The organism is Haladaptatus marinus (assembly GCF_051194195.1).
Window position 1 is genome coordinate 1,483,120 of the sequence record NZ_JBLZNK010000003.1, and the last position, 21,787, is coordinate 1,504,906.

Annotated in this window: 19 protein-coding genes and 1 rRNA gene; 13 read left to right on the plus strand and 7 right to left on the minus strand. The window is 59.0% G+C overall.

Features of this window, described 5'->3' with window-relative positions; translation table 11 throughout:
- Positions 1 to 201: 201 nt before the first annotated feature.
- From thsB to ACN2TU_RS13955, 3 genes are all read left to right on the plus strand, one after another.
- Positions 202 to 1,857: a thermosome subunit beta gene (gene thsB / locus ACN2TU_RS13945; RefSeq protein WP_435156099.1), complete on the plus strand. Its 1,656-nt coding sequence runs from the start codon at positions 202 to 204 to the stop codon at positions 1,855 to 1,857.
- A 181-nt stretch (positions 1,858 to 2,038) separates the two neighbouring features.
- Complete coding sequence (locus ACN2TU_RS13950; RefSeq protein ID WP_435156100.1) at positions 2,039 to 2,644, plus strand: hypothetical protein; 606 nt, start codon at positions 2,039 to 2,041, stop codon at positions 2,642 to 2,644.
- A 208-nt stretch (positions 2,645 to 2,852) separates the two neighbouring features.
- Positions 2,853 to 3,842: an ornithine cyclodeaminase family protein gene (locus ACN2TU_RS13955; RefSeq protein WP_435156101.1), complete on the plus strand. Its 990-nt coding sequence runs from the start codon at positions 2,853 to 2,855 to the stop codon at positions 3,840 to 3,842.
- A gap of 37 nt (positions 3,843 to 3,879) precedes the next feature.
- Here the strand turns inward: ACN2TU_RS13955 and ACN2TU_RS13960 are convergent, their stop codons facing one another.
- Positions 3,880 to 4,107, minus strand: a complete 228-nt coding sequence (locus tag ACN2TU_RS13960; RefSeq protein WP_435156102.1) for a DUF7535 family protein — start codon at positions 4,105 to 4,107, stop codon at positions 3,880 to 3,882.
- Positions 4,108 to 4,187: 80 nt separating this feature from the next.
- Between ACN2TU_RS13960 and ACN2TU_RS13965 the strand changes: the two genes are divergently transcribed.
- Positions 4,188 to 4,778, plus strand: coding sequence for a hypothetical protein (locus ACN2TU_RS13965; RefSeq protein WP_435156104.1), 591 nt, complete (start codon positions 4,188 to 4,190; stop codon positions 4,776 to 4,778).
- Positions 4,775 to 5,668 (plus strand): molybdopterin-dependent oxidoreductase, encoded by an 894-nt coding sequence (locus ACN2TU_RS13970; RefSeq protein ID WP_435156106.1) that lies wholly within the window; start codon positions 4,775 to 4,777, stop codon positions 5,666 to 5,668. The genes ACN2TU_RS13965 and ACN2TU_RS13970 overlap by 4 nt, the downstream gene beginning before the upstream one ends.
- A 130-nt stretch (positions 5,669 to 5,798) precedes the next feature.
- Here the strand turns inward: ACN2TU_RS13970 and ACN2TU_RS13975 are convergent, their stop codons facing one another.
- Complete coding sequence (locus ACN2TU_RS13975) at positions 5,799 to 6,032, minus strand: hypothetical protein (protein WP_435156108.1); 234 nt, start codon at positions 6,030 to 6,032, stop codon at positions 5,799 to 5,801.
- Positions 6,033 to 6,146: 114 nt separating this feature from the next.
- Positions 6,147 to 9,101 carry a leucine--tRNA ligase gene (gene leuS, locus ACN2TU_RS13980; protein ID WP_435156109.1) on the minus strand — a complete coding sequence of 985 codons (2,955 nt, stop codon included), beginning with the start codon at positions 9,099 to 9,101 and terminating at the stop codon, positions 6,147 to 6,149.
- 122 nt (positions 9,102 to 9,223) lie between these two features.
- On the opposite strand from leuS, the gene ACN2TU_RS13985 reads away from it, so the two are divergent.
- From ACN2TU_RS13985 to ACN2TU_RS13995, 3 genes are all read left to right on the plus strand, one after another.
- Positions 9,224 to 9,631, plus strand: coding sequence for a hypothetical protein (locus ACN2TU_RS13985; RefSeq protein ID WP_435156111.1), 408 nt, complete (start codon positions 9,224 to 9,226; stop codon positions 9,629 to 9,631).
- Positions 9,632 to 9,932: 301 nt separating this feature from the next.
- A complete protein-coding gene (endA, locus tag ACN2TU_RS13990; protein WP_435156113.1) occupies positions 9,933 to 10,964 on the plus strand; it encodes a tRNA-intron lyase in 1,032 nt (343 codons plus the stop codon).
- The gene (locus tag ACN2TU_RS13995; protein ID WP_435156114.1) at positions 10,961 to 12,577 is read left to right on the plus strand and encodes a tryptophan--tRNA ligase; all 1,617 of its coding nucleotides are present in this window, start codon (positions 10,961 to 10,963) and stop codon (positions 12,575 to 12,577) included. Before endA ends, ACN2TU_RS13995 begins: the two co-directional genes overlap by 4 nt.
- 60 nt (positions 12,578 to 12,637) lie before the next feature.
- On the opposite strand, the gene ACN2TU_RS14000 is transcribed toward ACN2TU_RS13995, so the two are convergent.
- Both ACN2TU_RS14000 and ACN2TU_RS14005 read right to left on the minus strand, forming a co-directional pair.
- On the minus strand, positions 12,638 to 13,087 hold the full coding sequence (locus ACN2TU_RS14000; RefSeq protein WP_435156116.1) for a hypothetical protein: 450 nt from the start codon (positions 13,085 to 13,087) through the stop codon (positions 12,638 to 12,640).
- Positions 13,088 to 13,134: 47 nt separating this feature from the next.
- Positions 13,135 to 13,770, minus strand: a complete 636-nt coding sequence (locus ACN2TU_RS14005; RefSeq protein ID WP_435156117.1) for a class I SAM-dependent methyltransferase — start codon at positions 13,768 to 13,770, stop codon at positions 13,135 to 13,137.
- A 271-nt stretch (positions 13,771 to 14,041) separates the two neighbouring features.
- Here ACN2TU_RS14005 and pheS point away from each other — a divergent pair, with 271 nt between their 5' ends.
- The 3 genes from pheS to ACN2TU_RS14020 all read left to right on the plus strand — a co-directional run bounded on the left by pheS (position 14,042) and on the right by ACN2TU_RS14020 (position 17,764).
- Positions 14,042 to 15,550 (plus strand): phenylalanine--tRNA ligase subunit alpha, encoded by a 1,509-nt coding sequence (gene pheS, locus ACN2TU_RS14010; RefSeq protein WP_435156119.1) that lies wholly within the window; start codon positions 14,042 to 14,044, stop codon positions 15,548 to 15,550.
- On the plus strand, positions 15,550 to 17,262 hold the full coding sequence (gene pheT / locus ACN2TU_RS14015; RefSeq protein WP_435156121.1) for a phenylalanine--tRNA ligase subunit beta: 1,713 nt from the start codon (positions 15,550 to 15,552) through the stop codon (positions 17,260 to 17,262). Before pheS ends, pheT begins: the two co-directional genes overlap by 1 nt.
- A gap of 121 nt (positions 17,263 to 17,383) precedes the next feature.
- Complete coding sequence (locus ACN2TU_RS14020; RefSeq protein WP_435156123.1) at positions 17,384 to 17,764, plus strand: GNAT family N-acetyltransferase; 381 nt, start codon at positions 17,384 to 17,386, stop codon at positions 17,762 to 17,764.
- Between the two features lie 336 nt (positions 17,765 to 18,100).
- Here ACN2TU_RS14020 and ACN2TU_RS14025 read toward each other — a convergent pair whose 3' ends face one another.
- Positions 18,101 to 19,159: a quinone-dependent dihydroorotate dehydrogenase gene (locus ACN2TU_RS14025; RefSeq protein ID WP_435156124.1), complete on the minus strand. Its 1,059-nt coding sequence runs from the start codon at positions 19,157 to 19,159 to the stop codon at positions 18,101 to 18,103.
- Positions 19,160 to 19,208: 49 nt separating this feature from the next.
- On the minus strand, positions 19,209 to 19,406 hold the full coding sequence (locus ACN2TU_RS14030) for a hypothetical protein (protein WP_007982308.1): 198 nt from the start codon (positions 19,404 to 19,406) through the stop codon (positions 19,209 to 19,211).
- A 244-nt stretch (positions 19,407 to 19,650) separates the two neighbouring features.
- Between ACN2TU_RS14030 and ACN2TU_RS14035 the strand changes: the two genes are divergently transcribed.
- Positions 19,651 to 19,959 carry a non-histone chromosomal MC1 family protein gene (locus ACN2TU_RS14035; protein WP_435156125.1) on the plus strand — a complete coding sequence of 103 codons (309 nt, stop codon included), beginning with the start codon at positions 19,651 to 19,653 and terminating at the stop codon, positions 19,957 to 19,959.
- An 895-nt stretch (positions 19,960 to 20,854) separates the two neighbouring features.
- A 16S ribosomal RNA gene (locus ACN2TU_RS14040) occupies positions 20,855 to 21,787 on the plus strand; the annotation flags it as partial.

The window sequence follows — 21,787 nt, forward strand, 5'->3', positions numbered from 1 at the left end:
CCATCGGTTATCGAAGTATATAAATAGCTGTTTCAGAGCGGGAGATACTCACAGAGATTCGTGTTAACTAGAGTCATAGTACAACCATAATCCGACTCTCTTACTGCGATTTTCCGCATCTCTGGAAGAGTTTCGACGGCGATATCCTCACACAGGAAATAAAGATTTATATAGAAGCACAATCATATCTTGCCCTGTACTATGAGTCAGCGCATGCAAGGTCAGCCGATGATCGTAATGTCCGAGGATTCCCAGCGCGTCAAAGACAAGGATGCGCAGGAGCACAACATCACCGCGGCGCGAGCGGTGGCGGACGCAGTACGCTCCACACTCGGCCCGAAAGGGATGGACAAGATGCTCGTCGATTCGATGGGCGACGTGACCATCACGAACGACGGTGTGACCATCCTCAAGGAGATGGACATCGACAACCCGACGGCTGAGATGATTATCGAGGTCGCCGAAACCCAAGAGGACGAGGCGGGAGACGGCACCACGACGGCCGTCGCGGTGACGGGCGAACTCCTCAAAAACGCCCAGGACCTTCTCGAACAAGACATCCACCCGACGGCGGTCATCAAAGGGTTCCACCTCGCGAGCGAGAAAGCCCGCGAGGAAGTTGATGACATCGCGGAGAACGTCGATACCGACGACGAAGACCTCCTTCGCAAAGTCGCCGAAACCAGCATGACTGGCAAAGGCGCGGAACTCAACAAGGAAGTTCTCAGCCAGATCATCGTTGACGCCGTGCAGGCAGTCACCGTCGAAGGGACGGTCGACCTCGAATACGTCAACATCGAGACGCAGACCGGCCGCTCCGCGGGCGAATCCGAACTGCTCGAAGGCGCAGTCATCGACAAAGACCCCGTCCACGACAACATGCCGAAATCGGTCGAGGACGCCGAGGTTCTCCTCCTCAACGAAGCCGTCGAAGTCGAAGAAACCGACGTTGACACGGAGATCTCCATCAACGACCCCGACCAGCTCAAGAACTTCCTCGACCGCGAGGAAGCACAGCTGAAGGAGAAGGTCGAGCAGATCAAGGAAACGGGCGCGAACGTCGTCTTCTGCCAGAAAGGCATCGACGACCTCGCACAGCACTATCTCGCCAAGGAAGGCATCCTCGCCGTCCGCCGCGTCAAGAAAAGCGACATCAAGTTCCTCCGCGAAGTCCTCAACACGGACATCGTCTCGGATCTCGACAGCGCTTCCGAGGTCAAACTCGGTACCGGTAGCGTCACCCGCGACGACAGCGACGAACTGTTCTACGTCTCGGGCGGCGACGACGCCCACGGCGTAACGCTCCTCCTGCGTGGCTCCACCGACCACGTCGTTGACGAACTCGAGCGTGGCATCACGGACGCCCTCGACGTTGTGGCCCAGACCGTCAGCGATGGTCGCGTCGTCTCCGGTGGCGGAGCCATTGAAGTCGAACTCGCCTCGCGCCTCCGCGACTACTCCGACAGCGTCGAAGGCCGCGAACAGCTCGCAGTCGAAGCGTTCGCCGACTCGCTCGAACTCGTCCCACGAGTTCTCGCCGAAAACGCCGGACTGGACTCCATCGACACGCTGGTAGACCTCCGCGCCGCACACGAAGACGGCGAAAAGCGCGCCGGTTTGAACGTCTTCAGCGGCGACGTCGAAGACACCTTCGATGCGGGCATCGTCGAACCAGCCCACGCCAAAGAGCAAGCACTCTCCAGTGCTACTGAGGCCGCAAACCTCGTGCTCAAAATAGACGACATCATCTCCGCAGGCGACCTCTCCACCGACAAAGGTGGCGACGAAGGCGCAGGCGGCCCACCCGGCGGAATGGGTGGCATGGGCGGCATGGGTGGAATGGGCGGCGCGATGTGAAGTTCGGAACGACCTGACTTCCACGCCTAATCCGACGAATCGTTGCCTAGCTAATTCACGCAGATTTTTTGGATACTCGACGGATAGCGGTGTGTTTTCAGTACAGTCAGATAGACCAACACCTCTTTTCTAGAATCGCGCCAGAATCGCTATTCACCTCCCGTGATGACTCTCAATTGCCGTGCCTAATCAGAATGGTACCCCACTGGACGGGACGAACTCACACCAAACTAGCCGCCGTCGCCTCCTGAAGGCTGGTACTGGGATTGCGTTGAGCGCATTCGCGGTACCGACACTCAGCAGTACCGCAATCGCCCATTTTCCCGAAAAGCTCGACATCGACGTGAAACCCGACAGCGACTCGAACGAAATCAACCTCCGGAGTCGCGGTGTTGTCCCCGTTGCGGTCCTCCAAACAGACGATTTCGACCCGACGAGCGAGGCGGTTCGCTATCTATTCGGGTCGCCCGACGCCGTCGAGAGTGGCGGCGGAGCGTGTCCAGTTCACGAAGGAGCGGTCGAAGACATCGATGGAGACGGAAACGACGATTTGATTCTCCATTTCGCGGTTCAGGACGCCGGATTCGAGAGTGGAGAGACGGAAGCCGAACTCCGATGGGAGCGAGACGAGTCCGGCGAACACGGACTTTCCGGACGGGATTCCGTACGAATCGTCGGAGATAATGAGAAGCACGAGAACAAAGACGACTCGATGAAGACGGATGAACATAATCACGGGAACGACCACCAGCACGGCGGTGAGCATCAAAGCGAAGACGAGTGCTGACGACGTTCGTAACCCCACCTAATTTCATTCTCTTCTGCCACCAATACGAGAACGTTTCCGAGCCTGAGAGATAGGGTGCAACTCCAGATGGTTCGACTATCCATCAAACACTTTTCGGAAAGATACTCGAAACGCCATAAGTAACCGCGAAAACCACGCGAAAACCGCAAAAGATGGAACTAAGTGGGAACCACGTTTCCCTCCGACTATGGAAACACTCCTGCTCAATCAGGATGCCGTAGACGAGAACACGCAGATGCCGGAACTCATCCGGGCCATCGAAGACGCCTTCGCGGCGTACGCAACCGGGGACGCACAGATGCCCGCGAAATCCTACATCGACCTGCCACAGTACAACGGCGACTTCCGGTCGATGCCCGCCTACCTCGACGCAGACGACTGGGACGCCGCAGGCATCAAATGGGTGAACGTCCACCCCGACAACCCCGAGCAGTTCGACCTGCCGACCGTCATGGGGACGATGGTGTACAGCGACCCGGAAACCGCGTTCCCGCTGGCCATCATGGACGGGACGGAACTGACGATGAAGCGCACGGGCGCGGCCGCCGCTGTGGCGACCGATTACCTTGCCGTCGAGGACGCGACGAGCATGGGCCTCATCGGTGCAGGCGTCCAGTCCTACACGCAGTTGGAAGCCATCTCGGAAATCCGTCCGATCGAGGAAGTCGTCATCAGCGACTTGAACAAGGAAGCGGTCGCGAACTTCATCGACTACTTCGACGACGAGTTCGACGTTCGTGCCGGGTCGATTTCCGAGGCCGCATCCTGCGATATCCTCTCGACCGTCACGCCCGTCGAAAGCCCGATCGTCTCCGCCGAAGACCTCGGCGAGCACACGCACATCAACGCGATGGGCGCGGACGCGGAGGGCAAACACGAACTCGCGGACGAAATCCTGCTGAACGCGAAACTCGTCATCGACGACCACGCACAGACGACCCACTCCGGCGAAATCAACGTCCCGTACAACGAGGGCGTCCTTTCGGACGACGATATTCACGGCGATATCGGTGACATCGTCATCGGCGACCTCTCGGGTCGAACCGAGGACGACGGCGTCACCGTCTTCGACAGCACCGGACTGGCGATTCAGGACGTTGCTGCTGCCCACGTCGTCTACGAACACGCAAACGAGAACGACAACGGCTACCCGTTCGACCTCCTCGGCGTTCAGTAACGTCGCCGCTTTGGGTGATCGGCCACGATTTTGTTCGTTACTCTTCCTCGCCAACCGGCGCTTTCTGCGCGAGTCCTTCGGTCAGTTTCGAGATGAGCCACACGATGATCAAAAACGGCAACAGTGGCAACAACAGCACGAGCAGGCCGAGAAACATCGCGATACCGATGGCGTTCATTTCGCTGTCCGGATGTCCGTGATACGGCGGCGTCACCGTTCGGAACATCTTCTTGACTGGTTCCGCACCCGAATCCGCCTGACTCATAGGAGAATACAACGCTTGCGAAAATGATAAGCGTTCCCACAGGACAAACGCTTTCCGCGTTAGGTACCAGATTCGACACGATGGACGGGCGAAAGGTCGCACAGTTGACCGGAATCGTCGGCGGAGTAGTCGGAGTGACGACATCGTATGCCATCGGCGGACGGACTCCGGCCTTCGTCGGTGCGGGAGCGGAGCGCGCGATTACGACCCTCGTTCCGGGCGTCGTGATGACGACAGCCATCCAATATCTCGGAAATACCGCGCAGACGCTGACGTTCGCGTTGGCACTGCTCGTTACGCTCACACTCTTCTCCGGCGTGACGTTCGCTGCGGTACTGGCGAACGAACGGTCAGCGGTACCCTACACTGGCGTCGTCGTGGCCGGAGTCGGCGGATGGATACTTGCTACCCTCTTGACCGGGGGGTTCGGAAAGGCCCTGGTCGTCGGCGGAACGATGTCGGTCGTTCTTCTCTTCGCTGAGCGCGAGTGGCACGTCGGACGGAGACGACCGACCTCACCCTCGCGTCGGAGTGTGTTGGCCACCTTCGCTGGAGTCACCGGATTTTCCTTCTTCGCGTTTCTCCGAGGAAGACGAATAACCGGCGTGAAGGAAGGGCCGATTTCGACCGTGACGAGCGACGAAGTACAAAAAAAGCGGAACGGAGCATGACGGAGGCAGACGAACGGTCGTTCGATATCCCCGGCTTGTCCGGTCTGCTCACCCCGACCGACTCGTTCTACCAGGTGGACATCAACTCGGTGAACCCCAATGTGAGTGCGAATCGCTGGAACCTCCGGGTGACGGGCGCGGTCGAGAACGAAATCGAACTCTCCTACGACGACCTCACCTCGATGTCGGTGGAACACCGATTCGCCACCCTCCGCTGTGTCGGCGAACCGCTGAACGGCGAGAAGATGGACACCGCGCTCTGGACGGGGGTGCCAGTAAATCGGTTTTTGAAAGCGGCAGGCACACCCGACGAGTGCTGTGTTATTCTTCGCGCAGAGGACGACTACTACGAGGAATTTCCGCTTTCTGCGCTCCGTAACGGCTTTCTCGCATTCGGGATGAACGGTCGGCTCCTCCCTCGAAAACACGGCTATCCAGTTCGGGCACTCGTGCCGGGCCACTGGGGCGAAATCAACGTCAAGTGGCTCAGCGAAATCGAGGTACTCGAAAAGCCAGTCGAAGGATTCTGGGAGAAGAAAGGCTGGCACGGCACCGGCCCGGTCGAGACGGTGGCGAAGCTCCACGCCGAGAATCACGGAGACGACGGAACCGTCCAACTCGCGGGGCATACCTACGCCGGAACGCGGGGAATCGACCGCGTCGAAGTGTCCGTCGATGGCGGGAAATCGTGGCAGAACGCAACCCTCGGGCCGAAACTTCCCGGTCCCGACGTGTGGAGACAGTGGCGGTTCGAGTGGAAACCAAGGGTGGGAAAGAAGGATGTCGTCGTCCGTGCGGTTGACGGGGAGGGGCGAGTACAGCCTGAGGAGTTCTCCGGGCCGTTTCCCAGCGGATCTTCCGGCTGGGTTACGCAGACGATAGAAGGGTGAAACTCGGCGTTTTGTTGCGATGGTGTTTGCAGTGGTTGCCTTGATTTTGCAGCCACTGCGAAATCCGGTTCTGTTTCAGTTATTCGAAATCATTCAACACGTTATCGCGGTCGTTCACCGGTGATTTCGGTTATCGAGCTGGATTCCTGTTCCGCCATCGCTCGTCTCCCGCCGAGAGGAGGTCACAACAGAGGACGATGAGGATACAGCCACCGGCCGCGATGACGAAATTCGCCGGGATTTTGAGCGCGAGCAGGTTTCGCGTCGGCAGGTAGTACATACCGCCGAACGCGAAACCGAGCATCGCGAGAGCGGTGAATCGGTACGCGAACGTGGCGGCGAGCGGCCGGATTCGGTCGAGCATGTGGAGGGCACCTCCGTTTACGATTCGATCTTGGAAACCATCGTTGTTGGCAGAGATGGAACGAAGTGGTGAACACTGATTTCCGACGATAGGGGGTCACAAATCGCAGACCCCCTACTCCAGATGGATGGCGGGTCGCAGTGGCGTCGCGTGCCGAGCCTTGTCGGCAGGGTCGGGGGCATCCTCGTCCTCGCGGAAAATCTCGACGGAGGCGTCGAACTCCCGCTCGAAGAACTCCCGGGCGCTTTCGTACACCGACAGTTCGTCCACGTCGGCCAGCACGTCCACTTCGTCGTCGGGGCGTTCGCGCACGTCTTCGACTAACGTTTGCACGAGTTGGTTCACTTCGTCGCCTTTCTCGCGCAGTTGCTCGTCCTGCATAACGCGACCCATCACGGCACCGACGTTCGTGCCGGTTTCGGCGACTTCGGCCAGCACTTTCCCCTTCCAGTCGGCGGCGACGTACACTCGAATCCTCTCCGGGTCCGTGTCCGTCACGGCTACGATGTCGCGGATATCGTCGGTTAGTCCTTCGACCAACGACTCCCCGACTTCCGTCACGACGCTCTCGAACTCGAGAGTTGGTTCCGGCCACGATGCGGAATCGACCGGTTCGCCCGTCAACTGCTCGTACAGTTCCGTCGCCATGAACGGGACGAACGGGGCCAGCAGGCGCAGGCGAGTGTCGAGAACCGTGCGTAACGTCCGGCGCGCGCCCGGGCGGTCGGTGTCGGTGCGCTTGCGATACCATTTCAGGTGCTCCTCGAACCCGTAGAAGGCAGTCTGACTCGCGGTTCGCGTTTCGAACCGATCCATCGCACGGGTGGCCTCTCGCACCGTTGCTTGCAGTTTCGACAGCAACCAGCAGTCGATTCGGTGCAGGTCGCGCTCGCCGTCATCGGCCTCGATTTCGCCCGCTTCAACCGTCTCGGTAGCGCGGTTCCAAAACCGCCGCAGTTGGTTTTGCGTGCTCACGATCTGTTCGCTCCGCCAATCGTAATCCTGCCACGGTTCGGCGCTGTTCATCAGGAAAAAGCGCACCGAGTCCGCACCGTACTTCTCGATAGCCTCCTCCGGCAAGACGACGTGGCCCTTCGAGGAGGACATACTCTCGCCTTCCAACAGGCCCATGCCCATCACCGTGATACCTTGTGGCCAGTTTTCCTGCTCGAAGAACTCCGCGTGGTGGAACAGGAAGAAGGTCAGATGGTTGCTGACCAAATCGTTACCCGAGCATCGGTAATCGACAGGATACCAATAGTCCCACTCCTCGCGCAGTGAGCGGGCGATTTCGTCGCCCGACGAAATCACATCGCTCACGGCTTCACCGTTCGCGTCTTCCGATGCGCGTCGCACCTCGTCCCCGAAGAACAGCGTGTCGAAAAACTCCCTGTCCATCGCTTCCGGCGGAACGTCTGACAGACGATGGGAGAACGTGTAGTACGCCATGTAGATGGTCGAATCCGACAACGGTTCGATGACGAACTGGTCGTCCCACGGCAGGCGCGTTCCCAGCCCGTAGTTGCGGATGCATGGCCATTCGTTCAGCCAATCGACGGTGTAGTCGTACTGTTCGCGGGTGTTCGCCGGAATCGCGTCCAGTTGGGCAACTGCGTCGTGGGCCGTTTCCTTCCACTCGGAGTCGTCGTAGCACAGGAACCACGTTTCCTGCTCAGCGACTTCCACAGCACCGCCACAGCGACAGACGACTTCCTCGCTGAACTCGTACATCGTGTCGAACGACCCGTGTCGCTGAAAGTCGGCTTTCAACTCGTCGCGCACGTCTTCGACGATTTCGCCGGAATACTCGCCGTACATTTCGCGCAGCGTTCCGCTGTGAAACTCGCGATTGTACACCTCCTGCGTGGCGTCCCAAAGCGCCGGGTGGGAAGAGTTCTCGATATCGTGTTCTTCGACGGCATCTTTCGCGGGGAATTCGCCGTACCCCTTCACGTCGATGATGGATTTCGGTTCGATGGCTTCGACTTCGGCGGGGTCGATTCCGTACTGCTCCATTCGAGCGGCGTCCGCGTCTCGCGGCTCGTCACCGCTCGACCCTTTCGCGGCGCGTCGAGCCGCACTCTTCGCTTCCTGCAAGGCAACCCAATCATCGGGGCTGTGGGCCGGGACGGACATCACGATACCGGTGGCGTTGTCGGCGTCCACGAAATCCGCGGGTAAGACCAGCACGTCGTCGCCCGTAATCGGGTTCGTGACGTGTTCGCCGACGAGTCGTTCACCCGTGAACCGGTCGTGAATTGCGACTTCGTGGGCTTGCAGTTCCAATTTTTCGCCGGCCGACTCGGAGACAATCCATCGCTCGCCGTCCACATCGGCCTCGACGTACGCCGCATCGGGGTCGATGTAGGCGTTCGTCACGCCGTGAACGGTTTCGGGGCGCAGCGTCGCCATCGGCACCGTAATTCCATCCCAATCGAACTGTACGAGGGTGTACTCCTGAAACTCGGCTTCCTCGCCCTCCAGCAGGTCGTGGGTCGTGACCGGGTTTTTCTCGTTCGTGCAGTATTTGACGGGGTGCAGGCCCTTTTCGACCAGACCGCGGTCGTGCAACGTCTCGTACTGCCACGTGATGAACTTCGAGTAGCGTTCGTCGTTCGTCGTGAACTCACGTCGCCAGTCGATGGACAGTCCCAGCGACCGCATGTTCTTCTTATAACTGTTCTCGATGAAGTAGCGGGCGTACCCCATCGGCGTCTCCAACTCGGACAAATCCTCGTCCGAGACGTTGAACGTGTCCTGTAACACCGACAGCTGTTTTTGCTCTCGATTTTTCAGACGTTCGACGGCACCGATGATGGGCGTGCCAGTAACGTGCCACGCGATGGGAAACAGCACGTTGTCGCCCTGTAAACGGCGATAGCGCGCCCACACGTCGGGAACGGTGTATGTTCGAGCGTGCCCGATGTGCATTCCCCCACTCGGATAAGGGTACGGTACCGTGACGAAGGTGGCCTCCTCGTCGGATGGGGACGGGTTAGCCTCGTACTGTCCCTCTTCCGCCCACCGAGATTGCCACTTCGCTTCGATTTCCCGTGGGTCGTAATCCATACCTCTCACTCCGCGCCGGAAAGTGAAAGAGCTAGCAGACCTGACTGTCCGGTCTGTCAAGTTATGGCAATTATTGCGATGCGTCGAGAGAATGATACGACCGACCCGAGTTGCCCCAGCTCGTGGGCGAGTTCGCCGAAACCGCACGCGACCACATGCGCGACATCCTCGCCGAGCGGATGCCGCGTTTCGACTGGGAATCAGAACATCGCATCCAGCGAACCCCGGTAGACGTGGTCGGCCTCACCGACGACCATTTCGTCGCGGTTGAACTGGAGTGGCGCAGAGCCGACCCCGTGAACAACACCGCGAAATTGTTCTACTACGTGGACGAAGGCGAACTGGAGACGTACGACCGGACTTCGGTGTTTCAGGTGTTCACTGGGTATTACGATTTGGCTTCGGGCGGAGTTTCGTCAAAGCGCGAAGTCGCCGAGTTCGTCGGCAGCGTGGCCGCGGAGTCGTTCGAACACGTTTCGTTTTTGCCCGTGACGTTCGGACTCGAACCACCAAAGCGCGGTGGAGAATAGCCCGAGGAGTGGGAGGGCGTGGCTGAGGAGACAGTTGCGAAAATCATGAGAAGAATTTGATTGGTATGTTCGCTATCTGATAACCACACTTCCTGGATATTGTCTGGTATTTCCGACTCCAAACGAAGCCTGCTGAAAGACTGTGTCTTTCGCGGTACCGGAAAACCAGCGTCTCTTTCTCACTTATTGTCATTCATATCACTGTTTTCATTTTCTAACGCCGTCATTCGCTCGGTGTTCTCACTGTCCCGAAACACCCGCAAGTCGCAGTGCCTTTGACGTCCGGCGTCACAGGGAATGTATGAACGGACGCCTACGCGATGGCGAGGTAGTCGTCGGCGGCGATGCCCGCCAGCGCTACTACGATTCGCGGGGATACGGCAGACCGCTCGACGGGAACGAGATTGCACTCTCGCAAGTCGAGGCAGCCCATCTCTTGCTTCGCGGCGACCTCGATTCCGTAGAAGGAAAGAACTTCCGCGAGTTCTTGCAGGACTCGACCGGCGGTGGATTCGCGGCCCGATTCCTGGTCTACGCCGACCTTCGAGAGCGCGGGTTCTACCTCTCGCCCGACCGCTCGGGATGGGTGTCCGATCCGAAAAGCGGGTCGGACTTCGTCGTCTACCCGAGGGGAAGCGGGCCGTGGGATGACGAGGTGCTATACCGCTTACGAGTCGCTAGCGAGCGCGAAACGGTTTCCGCGTCGCGTCTCGGCGACGTGGTGCTCGCGATCGTGGATGAGGAGAGCGAGATCACCTACTTCGAAACCGACCGCGTCGAGATTTCAGGGACGACGAATCACGACGTGCCGACGGCTATTTCGGGGTCGCTCCTCGCCGACCGCGTGTTGGTGTGGGACGCGCCGGACGAACTGCATCACGAGTCGTTTTACGGACAACCGATGGGTGGTCGCGACCCGGCGGGCGTCCTGCAGCTGTCGCTGGTCGAGGCGGCCCATCTCGTTGTGGAAGGGAACCTCGACGTTTCGGGTGGGTACGACGAAATCGTCGCCCGGGGACGAGATGTGGAGGGCGAACGATTCGACCGGCGACTGCACGTTTACCAGACACTCCGGAAGCAGAGCGTGGTTCCGAAGACGGGATTCAAGTTCGGGGCGGATTTCCGAACCTACGCCGATGTGAAATCGGTGGACGATTTGGGCCACTCCGAGTATCTGATTCGCGTGCTTCAGGACGACCACGCGTTCGTGCCGCGCAACCTCGCGCTGGACGTGCGATTGGCCCACGGGGTACGAAAGAAAATGATTTTTGCGCTCGTCACCGAAAACGAACGAATAGACACCTGGCTTTCGGTTACTCGACTCACACCATGACACGAGACGACACTGACGACACTGACAGCACCGACGAAATCGGCGACTCCGGTAACGCTTCCGACCCATCCCCACTCATTCCCGACGGCGGCACTGCGACGGGCAAAGACGAAGTCGTCCTCGACCCGTGGGGGTCAGCGACCGTCTCCGACTACCGCAAACTGTTCGAGGAGTTCGGCATCGAGGAATTCGACGACGTGCTCCCCGAAGTGCCGAACCCGCATTACTTGATGCGCCGCGGCGTCATCTTCGGCAACCGCGGCTATCGTCGGGTCGCCAAAGCGATGCAGAACGACGAACCGTTCGCCGCGCTTTCGGGGTTCATGCCGACCGGGGAACCGCACATCGGACACAAACTGGTGTTCGACGAACTCATCTGGCACCAACAACAGGGCGGGGACACCTACGGCCTCATCGCCGACTTGGAAGCCCACAGCGCCCGCGGCCTATCGTGGGAGGAAATCGACGAACATTCCCGGGATTATCTACTCTCGCTTCTCGCGCTCGGATTCGACGCCGAGGAGGGAACACTCTACCGGCAGTCCGAGAATCGCGAACTCCAAGACCTCGCGTTCGAACTCGGGTCGAAAGCGAACTACTCGGAGTTCCAATCCATCTACGGCTTCGACGGGGAAACCAACGTTTCGCACGTCCAGAGCGTCGTCACGCAGATGGCGGACATCCTCTACCCGCAGTTGGATGAACCGAAACCGACCGTCATTCCCGTCGGCCCCGACCAAGATCCCCACGTCAGACTGGCCCGTGACCTCGCGGTTCGAATGCGATTCTTCGGCGTGACGAAAGCCTACGCGAGTTTCGAACTCGATGAGGACGAACAACTACTCGTCGCGGAACTGTATCGCACACTCGACCCTGCGGACTTCGATGACGGTTCGCTTCGCTGTGTCCACGTCGCACAGGCACTCGACGGGATGACGCCAGACGAACTCGGCTTTGACGCCGAAACTATCGCCTCGGCGAAAGCAAAGCTCGACGAAGCGGGCATGGAACCGCTTCGTCCCCGCGTTCGGTTCCTCGACCGAAACGCGACCGAGGAGGCGTTCAGCGCCCTCATCGACGCCATCGATGGCGAGAAACGCGTCTTCGATGAACACATTGACGCCTTCGACCTGACACGCGAGGAGGCCGAGGAGCTCGCCCGTGAGGTGGAGATGGAAAACGACGGCTACGGGTTCATCATGCCGTCCTCGATTTACCATCGGTTTATGACGGGTTTGACCGGTGGGAAGATGTCCTCGTCAGTCCCGGCGAGTCACATTAGCTTGATGGACGACCCCGAGGATGGCTACGACAAGGTCAAATCCGCGACGACGGGCGGGCGGGAGACGGCCGAACTTCAGCGAGAGAAAGGCGGCAAAGCCGATGAATGTCCGGTGTACGAACTGTACGCCTATCTGCTGTCGGGCGACGACGACGAGCTCGCCACGGAAGTCTACGAGGAATGTGTCGGCGGGGAGCGACTCTGTGGCGGGTGCAAGGAGCAGGCGGCGGAGTTGATGCGCGAATTCTTGGAAGAGCATCAGGAGAAACGCGAAGAGGCAGAAGAGTTACTGGACGAATTGGATATCCAGTTGGAATCGTCGCGGCGATAAATCGGTACACGCGTCGTTTTGTCGCTATTCGAAGAAGGAAGGGCGAGTACTACAGAACGGCTAGCTATCCGTGTCTGTGTCGGTATCGGTTCCATCGGAGTCAGTATCCCCATCGTCACTATCCGAGTCGGTGTCTCCGTCGTCGCTATCGGAATCCGTGTCTCCATCACTACCATCTGAATCGGTATCCCCGTTGCCGCTAACCGAGTTAGTGGCGGAGTCGCTGGTTGCGGACGATTCCGACCTGGCGGTTTGCGTTTCCGATGCAGAGGGTGGTTTCCCGATATCCGAACCGATGCTGTAGAGGATGATTGGCGGACAGACGTACGCAGCAATCGCCAGCACCACGAACAGTCGGTTGACGAAGATGAGTAGCCCAAATGCGGTGAGCGCCGCCGCGGAGGCGGCATGAACCGCGGTGTGGGTGTACTCTCGGTAGTAGTTCCATAATCCGCGTAGCCACCGCGTCGTTCCCGACACGGCATCGTTTTCGGTTGCTATGGAGGACATTCACAACGACTACGGTTCCCACGTCCAAAAACCCGTAACTCCGAAATCTATTTTCTCACGACGACACAGGGAGTCGCGGAATCCACGAACTCCTCGCCTTCCCCGCCGACCAGTTTCCAGTAGTTCTGCGTCTCGGCACCAGTCACGTCCCGAATCACGTCTTCGCTAATCAGGTTCTCCCCACTCAGCACGAGTTCGAACGACTCGCGCTTTCGCTCCTCGAACTCCCTGTCGAACTGCTCTCGACTGGTTTCGTTCGGGTAGTTCACCACGAGATGGCCACCGTCCCGCACTCGGGAGTAGAGACGCTCGATTGCTCGTCGCGGTTCCTCCACGAAGTAGAGCGTGGCGACGCAGTACACGACGTCGAACCGGCGGTCGGTGTCGAGGTCGGGAAGCGAGTCAACTGCAAACTGGAGATTATCAAGGCCCTGTTCTTCCGCTTTTTGTGCGTTGTCCCGAACCACCGTCTCCGAGAGGTCGAAGCCGAAAAACTCGGTTTCGGGGTGGCGTTCCGCGAGAAGGAAGGGGACGACTGCCGGGCCACAGCCAACCGAGGCGAAATCCTCGGGTACGTCCACGCGGTCGAAAAACCGTTCCACGAGGTCGGCCATCCGCTCGCCGCCGATGTAGGCGCAGCGGTCGTAGTCGGCGCGTCGGTAGAATCGCTCCCAGTCCATCATACACGCTCAATCGTCCGAATTCGAAATAAATCCCTCCGCAACGTTTTTGTCGATTCTGGGCCATCCTCCATCTATGCCATCCGAATCCCACCGTGGCAGTATCGCAGTCGAGTCACGACCAGCGACGGGATTCGGCTTTTTTACCGCGGCCTAAGCGTCCGGCGGACTCCTCTCGCGGCAAGAGGGCGAAACCGCACGCAGTTTGCCCGACGGTCTTCAGAAGGGCTAAACCGGCGGACAGGGACATACGACCAACGACTATCAAGTGGAGATGAAACTACCAGAATCACAGGTCGCGGTGTTGGAAGCTGCGAGCGCGAACGACGCACAGACTATCGAGAAATTAGCCGAGGAAACGGGTCTGAAACCGGAGACGGCGACGGGTGCGGTCTTCGAACTCGAAGACAAGGGACTGCTCTCCGTCGAGGAACGAACCGACGAATCAGTCTCGTTGACCGAGGAGGGTGAGGACTACGCCGAAGACGGTCTGCCGGAAATCAAACTCTACGAGGCGGCGCTTGCCGCGGATGCGGACGAGGACGCGATTCAGATGGGCCAAGCCATCGGCCAGTCCGGATTTGGCGGCCCGCAAGTGAACATCGCCCTCTCGAACTACGCCCGGAAAGGGTACGGAAGCATCGAGGGCGGCGAAATCGTCGCCGACCCGGATGCGAACCCGGAGGACGATGCGGAAGCGAGAGTGCTGGCCGCGCTCGCTTCGGGAGAAACGGTGGATGACGCGGATACGCTCGACCAACTGGAGAGTCGCGGCCTCATCGAACTGTCCGAATCGACGGTTCGCTCGGTGACGCTCACCGACGAGGGCGTGACGGTGCTGATGGAAGGCGTGGAGGCCGCCGAGACGGTCGGCCAGTTGACGCCCGAGATGCTTACCACGGGCCAGTGGCGCGACGTGGAGTTCGCCGAGTACAACGTCGATGCTGACGCCGAGCGAATCGACGGCGGGAAGATTCACATCCTGCGCCAGACGGCGAATCGCGTGAAAGACGTGCTCGTCGGCATGGGCTTTGAGGAGATGGACGGCCCGCACGCGGACGCGGACTTCTGGATAAACGACTGTCTGTTCATGCCACAAGACCACCCGGCGCGAACCCACTGGGACAGGTTCGCCCTGTCGAACCCGACCGAAATCGGCGACTTGCCCGAGGAGCTAGTGGAGAAGGTCAGAAGCGCGCACCTCGAAGGCATCGGCGAGAACAGCGACGGCTACCACTCGCCGTGGGACGAGGACTTCGCCCGGGCAATCGCGCTTCGCGGACATACTACATCACTTTCGATGCGGTATCTGTCGGGCTACGCGCAGGGTGACCTCGAACCGCCACAGCGGTTCTTCAGCGTCGAGAAGGTGTACCGCAACGACACCCTCGACCCGACACACCTGCTCGAGTTCTTCCAAATCGAGGGCTGGGTGATGGCCGAAGACCTCTCGGTGCGCGATTTGATGGGCACCTTCGAGGAGTTCTACGAGCAGTTCGGTATCACCGACATCCAGTTCAAACCGCACTACAACCCGTACACGGAGCCGAGCTTCGAGCTGTTCGGTCGGCACCCCGAAACGGGCGAACTTATCGAGATCGGCAACAGCGGGATGTTCCGGCCGGAAGTGCTGGAACCGCTCGGCGTCGAGTGCGACGTGATGGCGTGGGGGCTTGCCCTCGAACGCCTGCTCATGCTGATGTACGGCTTCGAGGACATCCGCGACGTGCACGGAACGCTGTGTGACCTCGAACTGCTCCGTGACGTGGAGGTGATTCACTGATGCCAACTGTAGACGTTTCCCCCGACGAACTGCGCCGACTGACCGGCCACGACGAAAAGGACGACGAAGAGCTCAAAGACGACATGTTCGCGCTCGGCTTGGAGTACGAGGGCGAGACCGAGGAGGGCGACATGCAACTGGAGTTCGCCCCCGATCGACTCGACCGCCTCTCCATCGAGGGCGTGGCGCGGTCGCTTCGCTACCAGTACGGCGACGATGGGGGAATCTACACCCCGAAACCGAACGACGCAGACTGGATCATCGAAGTGGACGAGAGCGTCCCCGAGGAGCGTCCCTACGTCACTGGTGCGATTGCACGCGGCGTGAACCTCAGCGAGGAGGCACTCGACTCGCTCATCCAACTGCAGGAGAAACTCCACGCGACGATGGGTCGAAAGCGTGCGAAAGGCGCAATCGGGATTCACGACCTGACGATGCTGAAAGGCTCGTCCGCGACCGAGGAGGGTGGAAACTCCATCCGCTACGTCGGCGTCGAACCCGAGGGCGACCGGTTCGTTCCGCTCGACTCGGACGCGGAGATGACGCCCGAAGAAGTCCTGCGAGCACATCCGACCGGTGAAAAGTACGCCGACCTCGTCTCCGAATACGAGCGATACCCGGCCATCTACGACGACATCGGCCTGTTCTCGTTCCCGCCGGTTATCAACGGTCGGCGGACGGAGGTGGAGACGGATTCCCGGGACCTGTTCATCGAACTTACGGGGACCGACCAGTGGACCATCGACAAGATGTGTACCATCATCTGCTACGCGCTGGACGCTCGGGGAGCGACCATCGAGGAGGTCGAAGTCGAATACGATGACCACACGCTCGTCCGCCCGGATTTGGAAGTTACGACGAAAGCCGTCACGCACGACCGAATCGAGACACTGCTCGGTATCGAGTTCACGCCGGACGAAGTGCTCGACCTGCTCGCCCGTTCCGGGCTGTCGGGCGAGGCGAGCGAGGAAGACGACTCCGTCGTCTACGACGTTGAGATTCCCCCGTATCGCGTGGACGTGCTACACCCGGTGGACATCGTGGACGACATCGGCCGTGCCTACGGGTTCAACGACCTGTCTCCGCGCTATCCCGACGTGGGGACGGTCGGCGGCCGACACGAGCGCTCGCAACTCGAAGACGCGACACGCGAGGTGCTGGTCGGTCTGGGCTTCGAAGACCTGCTCAACTTCCACATGATCAGCGAGGAGGAGAACTTCGAGCGAATGCGCGTGGAACCGGAAACCGACGTGGTCGGTGGCGGGAGTCCGGCGACTATCAAAAATCCCTACAGCGAGGATTACACCATGCTCCGGACGTGGGCGCTCCCCTCGTTGCTGATGGTGCTGGAGAACAACACCCATCGCGCCTACCCGCAGGACATCTCGGAAATCGGGCTGGCGGCAGGAGTGGATGCGTCGGAGAACACGGGCGTCGCGGAACACCGAACCGTGGCTGGGGTTCTCGCCCGCCACGACGCCTCCTACGAGGACGCAAAGGCGCGACTGCAAGCCATCGCGCGGAACTTCGACACCGACCTCGAAACGCCGCCCACCGAGCACCCGACTTTCATCTCGGGTCGTGCGGCGGACGTGGTCATCGACGGTGAAACGGTCGGCGTCATCGGTGAGATCCATCCCGAAGTGCTCGTCGGTCACGACCTCGAACTGCCCGTTGCCGGATTCGAGTTCCGGTTGGACGCACTGGAATAGAAACGACTGACAGTCCCCTTCTCGACTTTCGGGTATGGAGTACGAATTTTCCCCGCTCGCTGTCGACGACGTTGACGCCATCGTTTCGTAGCACTACGACCCGCCCTACGACTTCTACGATATGGAGAGCGACTCGGAGGATTTGGCACTGTTCACGAATCCCAACAACTGGGGCGATAAGTACGTAGTCTTCGATTCGTCAGGGGAGCGCGTCGGTTTCTTCTCGTTCGAGTTGGAGAACGGAACGCTCGAAATCGGGTTGGGGATGCATCCCGAATTGACTGGGCAAGGTCGTGGAAAGTCGTTCGTCGAGGCAGGATTGGGATTTGCGGCGGAGAGGTACGACCCCGATGGGTTCTCGCTTGCCGTCGCGACGTTCAACGAGCGTGCGATTTCCGTGTACGAGGAGGTCGGATTTGAGCGTCGGGAGACGCTCATGCAGGAAACGAACGGCGGAGAGTACGAATTCTTCCATATGACTCGCTCTCGTTCGTTGGAATGATTTGGCATTTAGTTCATGTTAGCGCGTTCGCGAGAGAGGTAAGCGTTAGTGAACACCGAGAGCTCCGTTTGGAGTCGTGATTTGCTCACTCCTGTTTGATTACATCATGTTTCAGCAAATCACGACTCCAATGAAACCGCCTCCGCACTGCAACGGCCACGTGCCTCCCCAACCGATTCGCTCACTCGCTGTCGCTCGTTCACTCATCCCTCGCACGCTATTCGCACAGGCCCTCGGACGATCGCTGTCCTCGGATCTGTGTCAGCGCGCTATGTGAAAATGCGTTTAGCGAATCGAGGGAGGGAAATTCGATTGGTCGTAGAGACTGTTCAGTAGTTAGTCGAGGTCCGCACCGATAGCGTCCTCGACGCTGTCGAAGCCGTCGCGGTCGAGCAGTTCTAAAAGGTCTTCGTTGATATCGCGGGCGATGGAGGGGCCGCGGTAGACGAGGCCGGTATACAACTGGATGACGTGCGCTCCGGCGCGAATCTTCCGATAGGCGTCTTCCGCAGTGAAAACCCCACCGACGCCGACGACCGGCACGTCCACGCGCTCGGCAGTGAACCGAATCATCTCCGTGGCGCGCGATTGGATGGGTCGTCCGGACAGTCCGCCGTCTTCGTCACGGTACTGACTACGGAGCGTGTTGGGACGGTCGATGGTCGTGTTCGTCGCGATGACGCCGTCCAGACCGAGTTCCGTTACGAGATCGAGCGCCTCCTCGGTTGCTGGTTCTGGAAGGTCGGGCGAGAGCTTCACGAGGAGTGGGTTCGCACCCGCGTCCTGCAACGTCGTTAGAATTCGTTCGAGGTTTTCGCGGTTCTGAAGTTCGCGGAGGCCGGGCGTGTTCGGACTGGAGACGTTCACGACGAAGTAGTCCGCGTGGGCTGACACCCGCTCGTAAGAATACAGATAGTCCTCTTCCGCGCTTTCGAGCGGTGTGGCTTTCGACTTCCCGATGTTCGCGCCGATGGGTGTGTCGGGGAGCGACTGCATGGCCATCCGTGCGCCGATTCTGTCCGCGCCGTGGTTGTTGAACCCCATTCGGTTGATGATTCCCTCGTCCTCGCGGAGGCGGAACATCCGAGGTTTCGGGTTTCCATCCTGTGCGTCCGCAGTCACGCCGCCGACTTCGACGTGGCCGAAGCCGAGGCTGGCGAGCGCGGACGGTATCTGTGCGTTCTTGTCGAACCCCGCGGCGACCCCAACTGGGTTCGGGAACGACTGGCCGAACGCAGTGACGGCCAGTCTGGGGTCGTTGACGCGGTAGTATGCGTCGAGTAGTTGCTCGACTGGCGTTCCTTGAACTGCTTTGAGTACCCTATGAACGGTTCCGTGAGCGGTCTCTGCGGGTAACTGAAACAACAGTGGTCTGACGGCGTCGTATCCGTGCATCGTTCTACCAGTGTAGAGAAAGGTGTCGCCTGCGGCTTGCCGCGGCGAGTTAGAACTCGTGTTCGACCTCGTCTTTGTCAGCCTTTTGGATAATAATCTTGTCTTCCCGAACCCGGACGAAGACCTCGTCGCCGATTTCCATGCCAGCAACGGCCAGTTCGTCTTCGTGAAGGTTGACGTGGACGTTGTGGTATTCGCCGTCTTCGTCTTTCGCGCCACTCGGGCTGAGCTTCTTTTTCCGTACCATCGCGGTATCTTATGCAGACCTTCGCCGTAGCATGTACTTAAGTGTTTTCTACCGTACTGTTCCGCTTCGCTGTTCTTATCGATTTCCTATGTACCGGAACCACTTACCTTGCTCGGCCTCCACTTTTTCCTCGAAAACCACACGACGGCGCAATACAAGTATAAAAATCTATCGCCGAAAACCGCTCATATCGGCGATATATTTATAGTGGCCCCTGTGCTGGGTTGGCATGGAGGAGAAAACCATGGTACGTGACGATGGTAAGCGAAACTTTGCATTGCGCCAATCGGATGGAGACGAATCGAGTGTCTTCTCGGGCAACACCCCGCGACAGGCCGCGCTCAAAGCGGCACGCCGGCTTGACCCGGGAAGTTCCGAAGATGCGGCAGATCGAGTCGAGCTCCGTCTTCGGGAGAAAGGAACTGACAAAGTGCACATCTATGAAGGATGGGCGTGGCACGAAGAGGCTCCCAACGACAAGCCGGATTGGATGCCGAGTGAAATTACCGAAGCAAACGTCTCCAAACAGGGCATCGAGCACCTGGACGAGTGAACTGCACGCATTCATCTACCCGAGCGTTTTATCGAGCCTTACAGGTATCCTATAATTCTTCGTACGCACGCGCACAAGTTGAACAAAGACTTTTGCTCATCCCTCTCAACGGTACGGATGCGCGGGGCACATCCGACCGGACTGAACGCACGATGCGTAGGATGACGGTTCGGCCTCCACTCGCGCGATACTTTGACCTGACCAACCGCTAGCTTGCCATTTTGTTCGCGTGGTCTAATGCTAGTCAATATACCCCAATGAGCTTCTCATTCGACGGCGTTAAATGTATCCCCGGCATTCGTACAAATGCGAACGCCGCCCGGTGGTCTTCCGCCGAGTGGTTGCCCGAATCCCACGTCCTTTATACGGACTGAAACTCGGATTCGGGCGGAAGAAAACCAATTCAATGCCCTTAAGTGTATAGGGGAACTCGGATGTGATGTAGACGGCGTCCCTCGATTTGGGACGAACGAAATACATCCAATTCGGTGCCTTTATATGTCCAAGGGCACTCGGATTGGTTGTGAACGCGCCTTTGGCGATCATTCGCTGAAGGCAAGCGGAATCCGACGCCCTTAAATACAAACGTGGCGTCGGATACGAACGCGAAGAAAGATACAACGCGATCTGTGGGGCGTTCAACTCGTCTCACAATCTCGGACAATGAAGGTTCGAAGGGTTTAATACTCTTCCTCGCCTTCCATCAAGTCCGAAGGAAATGAGGATTCCACCCCTGCGGTCAGCCGTACACGATGGAATCTGATGTTAGCCCTGGTAGTTCGGTGACACCTGGCCAGTTACTTGGTTCGGGGTCGTCGAACGACGGAACATAGCACACAATGCATTATGCATTAGTGTCTCCGCCAGACCCACCGAGCAGTATGCTCGGTAAACCATTCCGGTTGATCCTGCCGGAGGCCATTGCTATTGGAGTTCGATTTAGCCATGCTAGTTGCACGAATTTAGATTCGTAGCGGAAAGCTCAGTAACACGTGGCCAAACTACCCTATAGACCAGCATAACCTCGGGAAACTGAGGCTAATACTGGATAATGCTCCCAGGTTTGAACACCGGGAGCTGGAAACGCTCCGGCGCTATAGGATGTGGCTGCGGCCGATTAGGTAGACGGTGGGGTAACGGCCCACCGTGCCGATAATCGGTACGGGTTGTGAGAGCAAGAGCCCGGAGATGGATTCTGAGACAAGAATCCAGGCCCTACGGGGCGCAGCAGGCGCGAAAACTTTACACTGCACGACAGTGCGATAAGGGAACTCCAAGTGCGAGGGCATATAGTCCTCGCTTTTGTGTATCGTAAGGTGGTACACGAATAAGAGCTGGGCAAGACCGGTGCCAGCCGCCGCGGTAATACCGGCAGCTCAAGTGATGGCCAATATTATTGGGCCTAAAGCGTCCGTAGCCGGCCGAACAGGTCCGTCGGGAAATCTGCTCGCTCAACGAGCAGGCGTCCGACGGAAACCAGTTGGCTTGGGACCGGAAGACCCGAGGGGTACGTCTAGGGTAGGAGTGAAATCCTGTAATCCTAGACGGACCGCCGGTGGCGAAAGCGCCTCGGGAGAACGGATCCGACGGTGAGGGACGAAAGCTAGGGTCACGAACCGGATTAGATACCCGGGTAGTCCTAGCTGTAAACGATGCTCGCTAGGTGTGGCACAGGCTACGAGCCTGTGCTGTGCCGTAGGGAAGCCGAGAAGCGAGCCGCCTGGGAAGTACGTCCGCAAGGATGAAACTTAAAGGAATTGGCGGGGGAGCACTACAACCGGAGGAGCCTGCGGTTTAATTGGACTCAACGCCGGACATCTCACCAGCA

What these genes read in the sequence shown, in the direction of transcription:
- ACN2TU_RS14035 (WP_435156125.1), top strand. Translation starts at nt 19,651, where the DNA reads ATGGTACGTGACGATGGTAAGCGAAACTTTGCATTGCGCCAATCGGAT.
- ACN2TU_RS14000 (WP_435156116.1), bottom strand. Translation starts at nt 13,087, where the DNA reads ATGTCCTCCATAGCAACCGAAAACGATGCCGTGTCGGGAACGACGCGG.
- ACN2TU_RS14025 (WP_435156124.1), bottom strand. Translation starts at nt 19,159, where the DNA reads ATGCACGGATACGACGCCGTCAGACCACTGTTGTTTCAGTTACCCGCA.
- leuS (WP_435156109.1), bottom strand. Translation starts at nt 9,101, where the DNA reads ATGGATTACGACCCACGGGAAATCGAAGCGAAGTGGCAATCTCGGTGG.
- pheT (WP_435156121.1), top strand. Translation starts at nt 15,550, where the DNA reads ATGCCAACTGTAGACGTTTCCCCCGACGAACTGCGCCGACTGACCGGC.
- ACN2TU_RS13970 (WP_435156106.1), top strand. Translation starts at nt 4,775, where the DNA reads ATGACGGAGGCAGACGAACGGTCGTTCGATATCCCCGGCTTGTCCGGT.
- thsB (WP_435156099.1), top strand. Translation starts at nt 202, where the DNA reads ATGAGTCAGCGCATGCAAGGTCAGCCGATGATCGTAATGTCCGAGGAT.
- ACN2TU_RS13995 (WP_435156114.1), top strand. Translation starts at nt 10,961, where the DNA reads ATGACACGAGACGACACTGACGACACTGACAGCACCGACGAAATCGGC.
- ACN2TU_RS13965 (WP_435156104.1), top strand. Translation starts at nt 4,188, where the DNA reads ATGGACGGGCGAAAGGTCGCACAGTTGACCGGAATCGTCGGCGGAGTA.
- ACN2TU_RS13960 (WP_435156102.1), bottom strand. Translation starts at nt 4,107, where the DNA reads ATGAGTCAGGCGGATTCGGGTGCGGAACCAGTCAAGAAGATGTTCCGA.
- endA (WP_435156113.1), top strand. Translation starts at nt 9,933, where the DNA reads ATGAACGGACGCCTACGCGATGGCGAGGTAGTCGTCGGCGGCGATGCC.
- ACN2TU_RS13955 (WP_435156101.1), top strand. Translation starts at nt 2,853, where the DNA reads ATGGAAACACTCCTGCTCAATCAGGATGCCGTAGACGAGAACACGCAG.
- ACN2TU_RS14020 (WP_435156123.1), top strand. Translation starts at nt 17,384, where the DNA reads ATGGAGAGCGACTCGGAGGATTTGGCACTGTTCACGAATCCCAACAAC.
- pheS (WP_435156119.1), top strand. Translation starts at nt 14,042, where the DNA reads ATGAAACTACCAGAATCACAGGTCGCGGTGTTGGAAGCTGCGAGCGCG.
- ACN2TU_RS13975 (WP_435156108.1), bottom strand. Translation starts at nt 6,032, where the DNA reads ATGCTCGACCGAATCCGGCCGCTCGCCGCCACGTTCGCGTACCGATTC.
- ACN2TU_RS14005 (WP_435156117.1), bottom strand. Translation starts at nt 13,770, where the DNA reads ATGATGGACTGGGAGCGATTCTACCGACGCGCCGACTACGACCGCTGC.
- ACN2TU_RS14030 (WP_007982308.1), bottom strand. Translation starts at nt 19,406, where the DNA reads ATGGTACGGAAAAAGAAGCTCAGCCCGAGTGGCGCGAAAGACGAAGAC.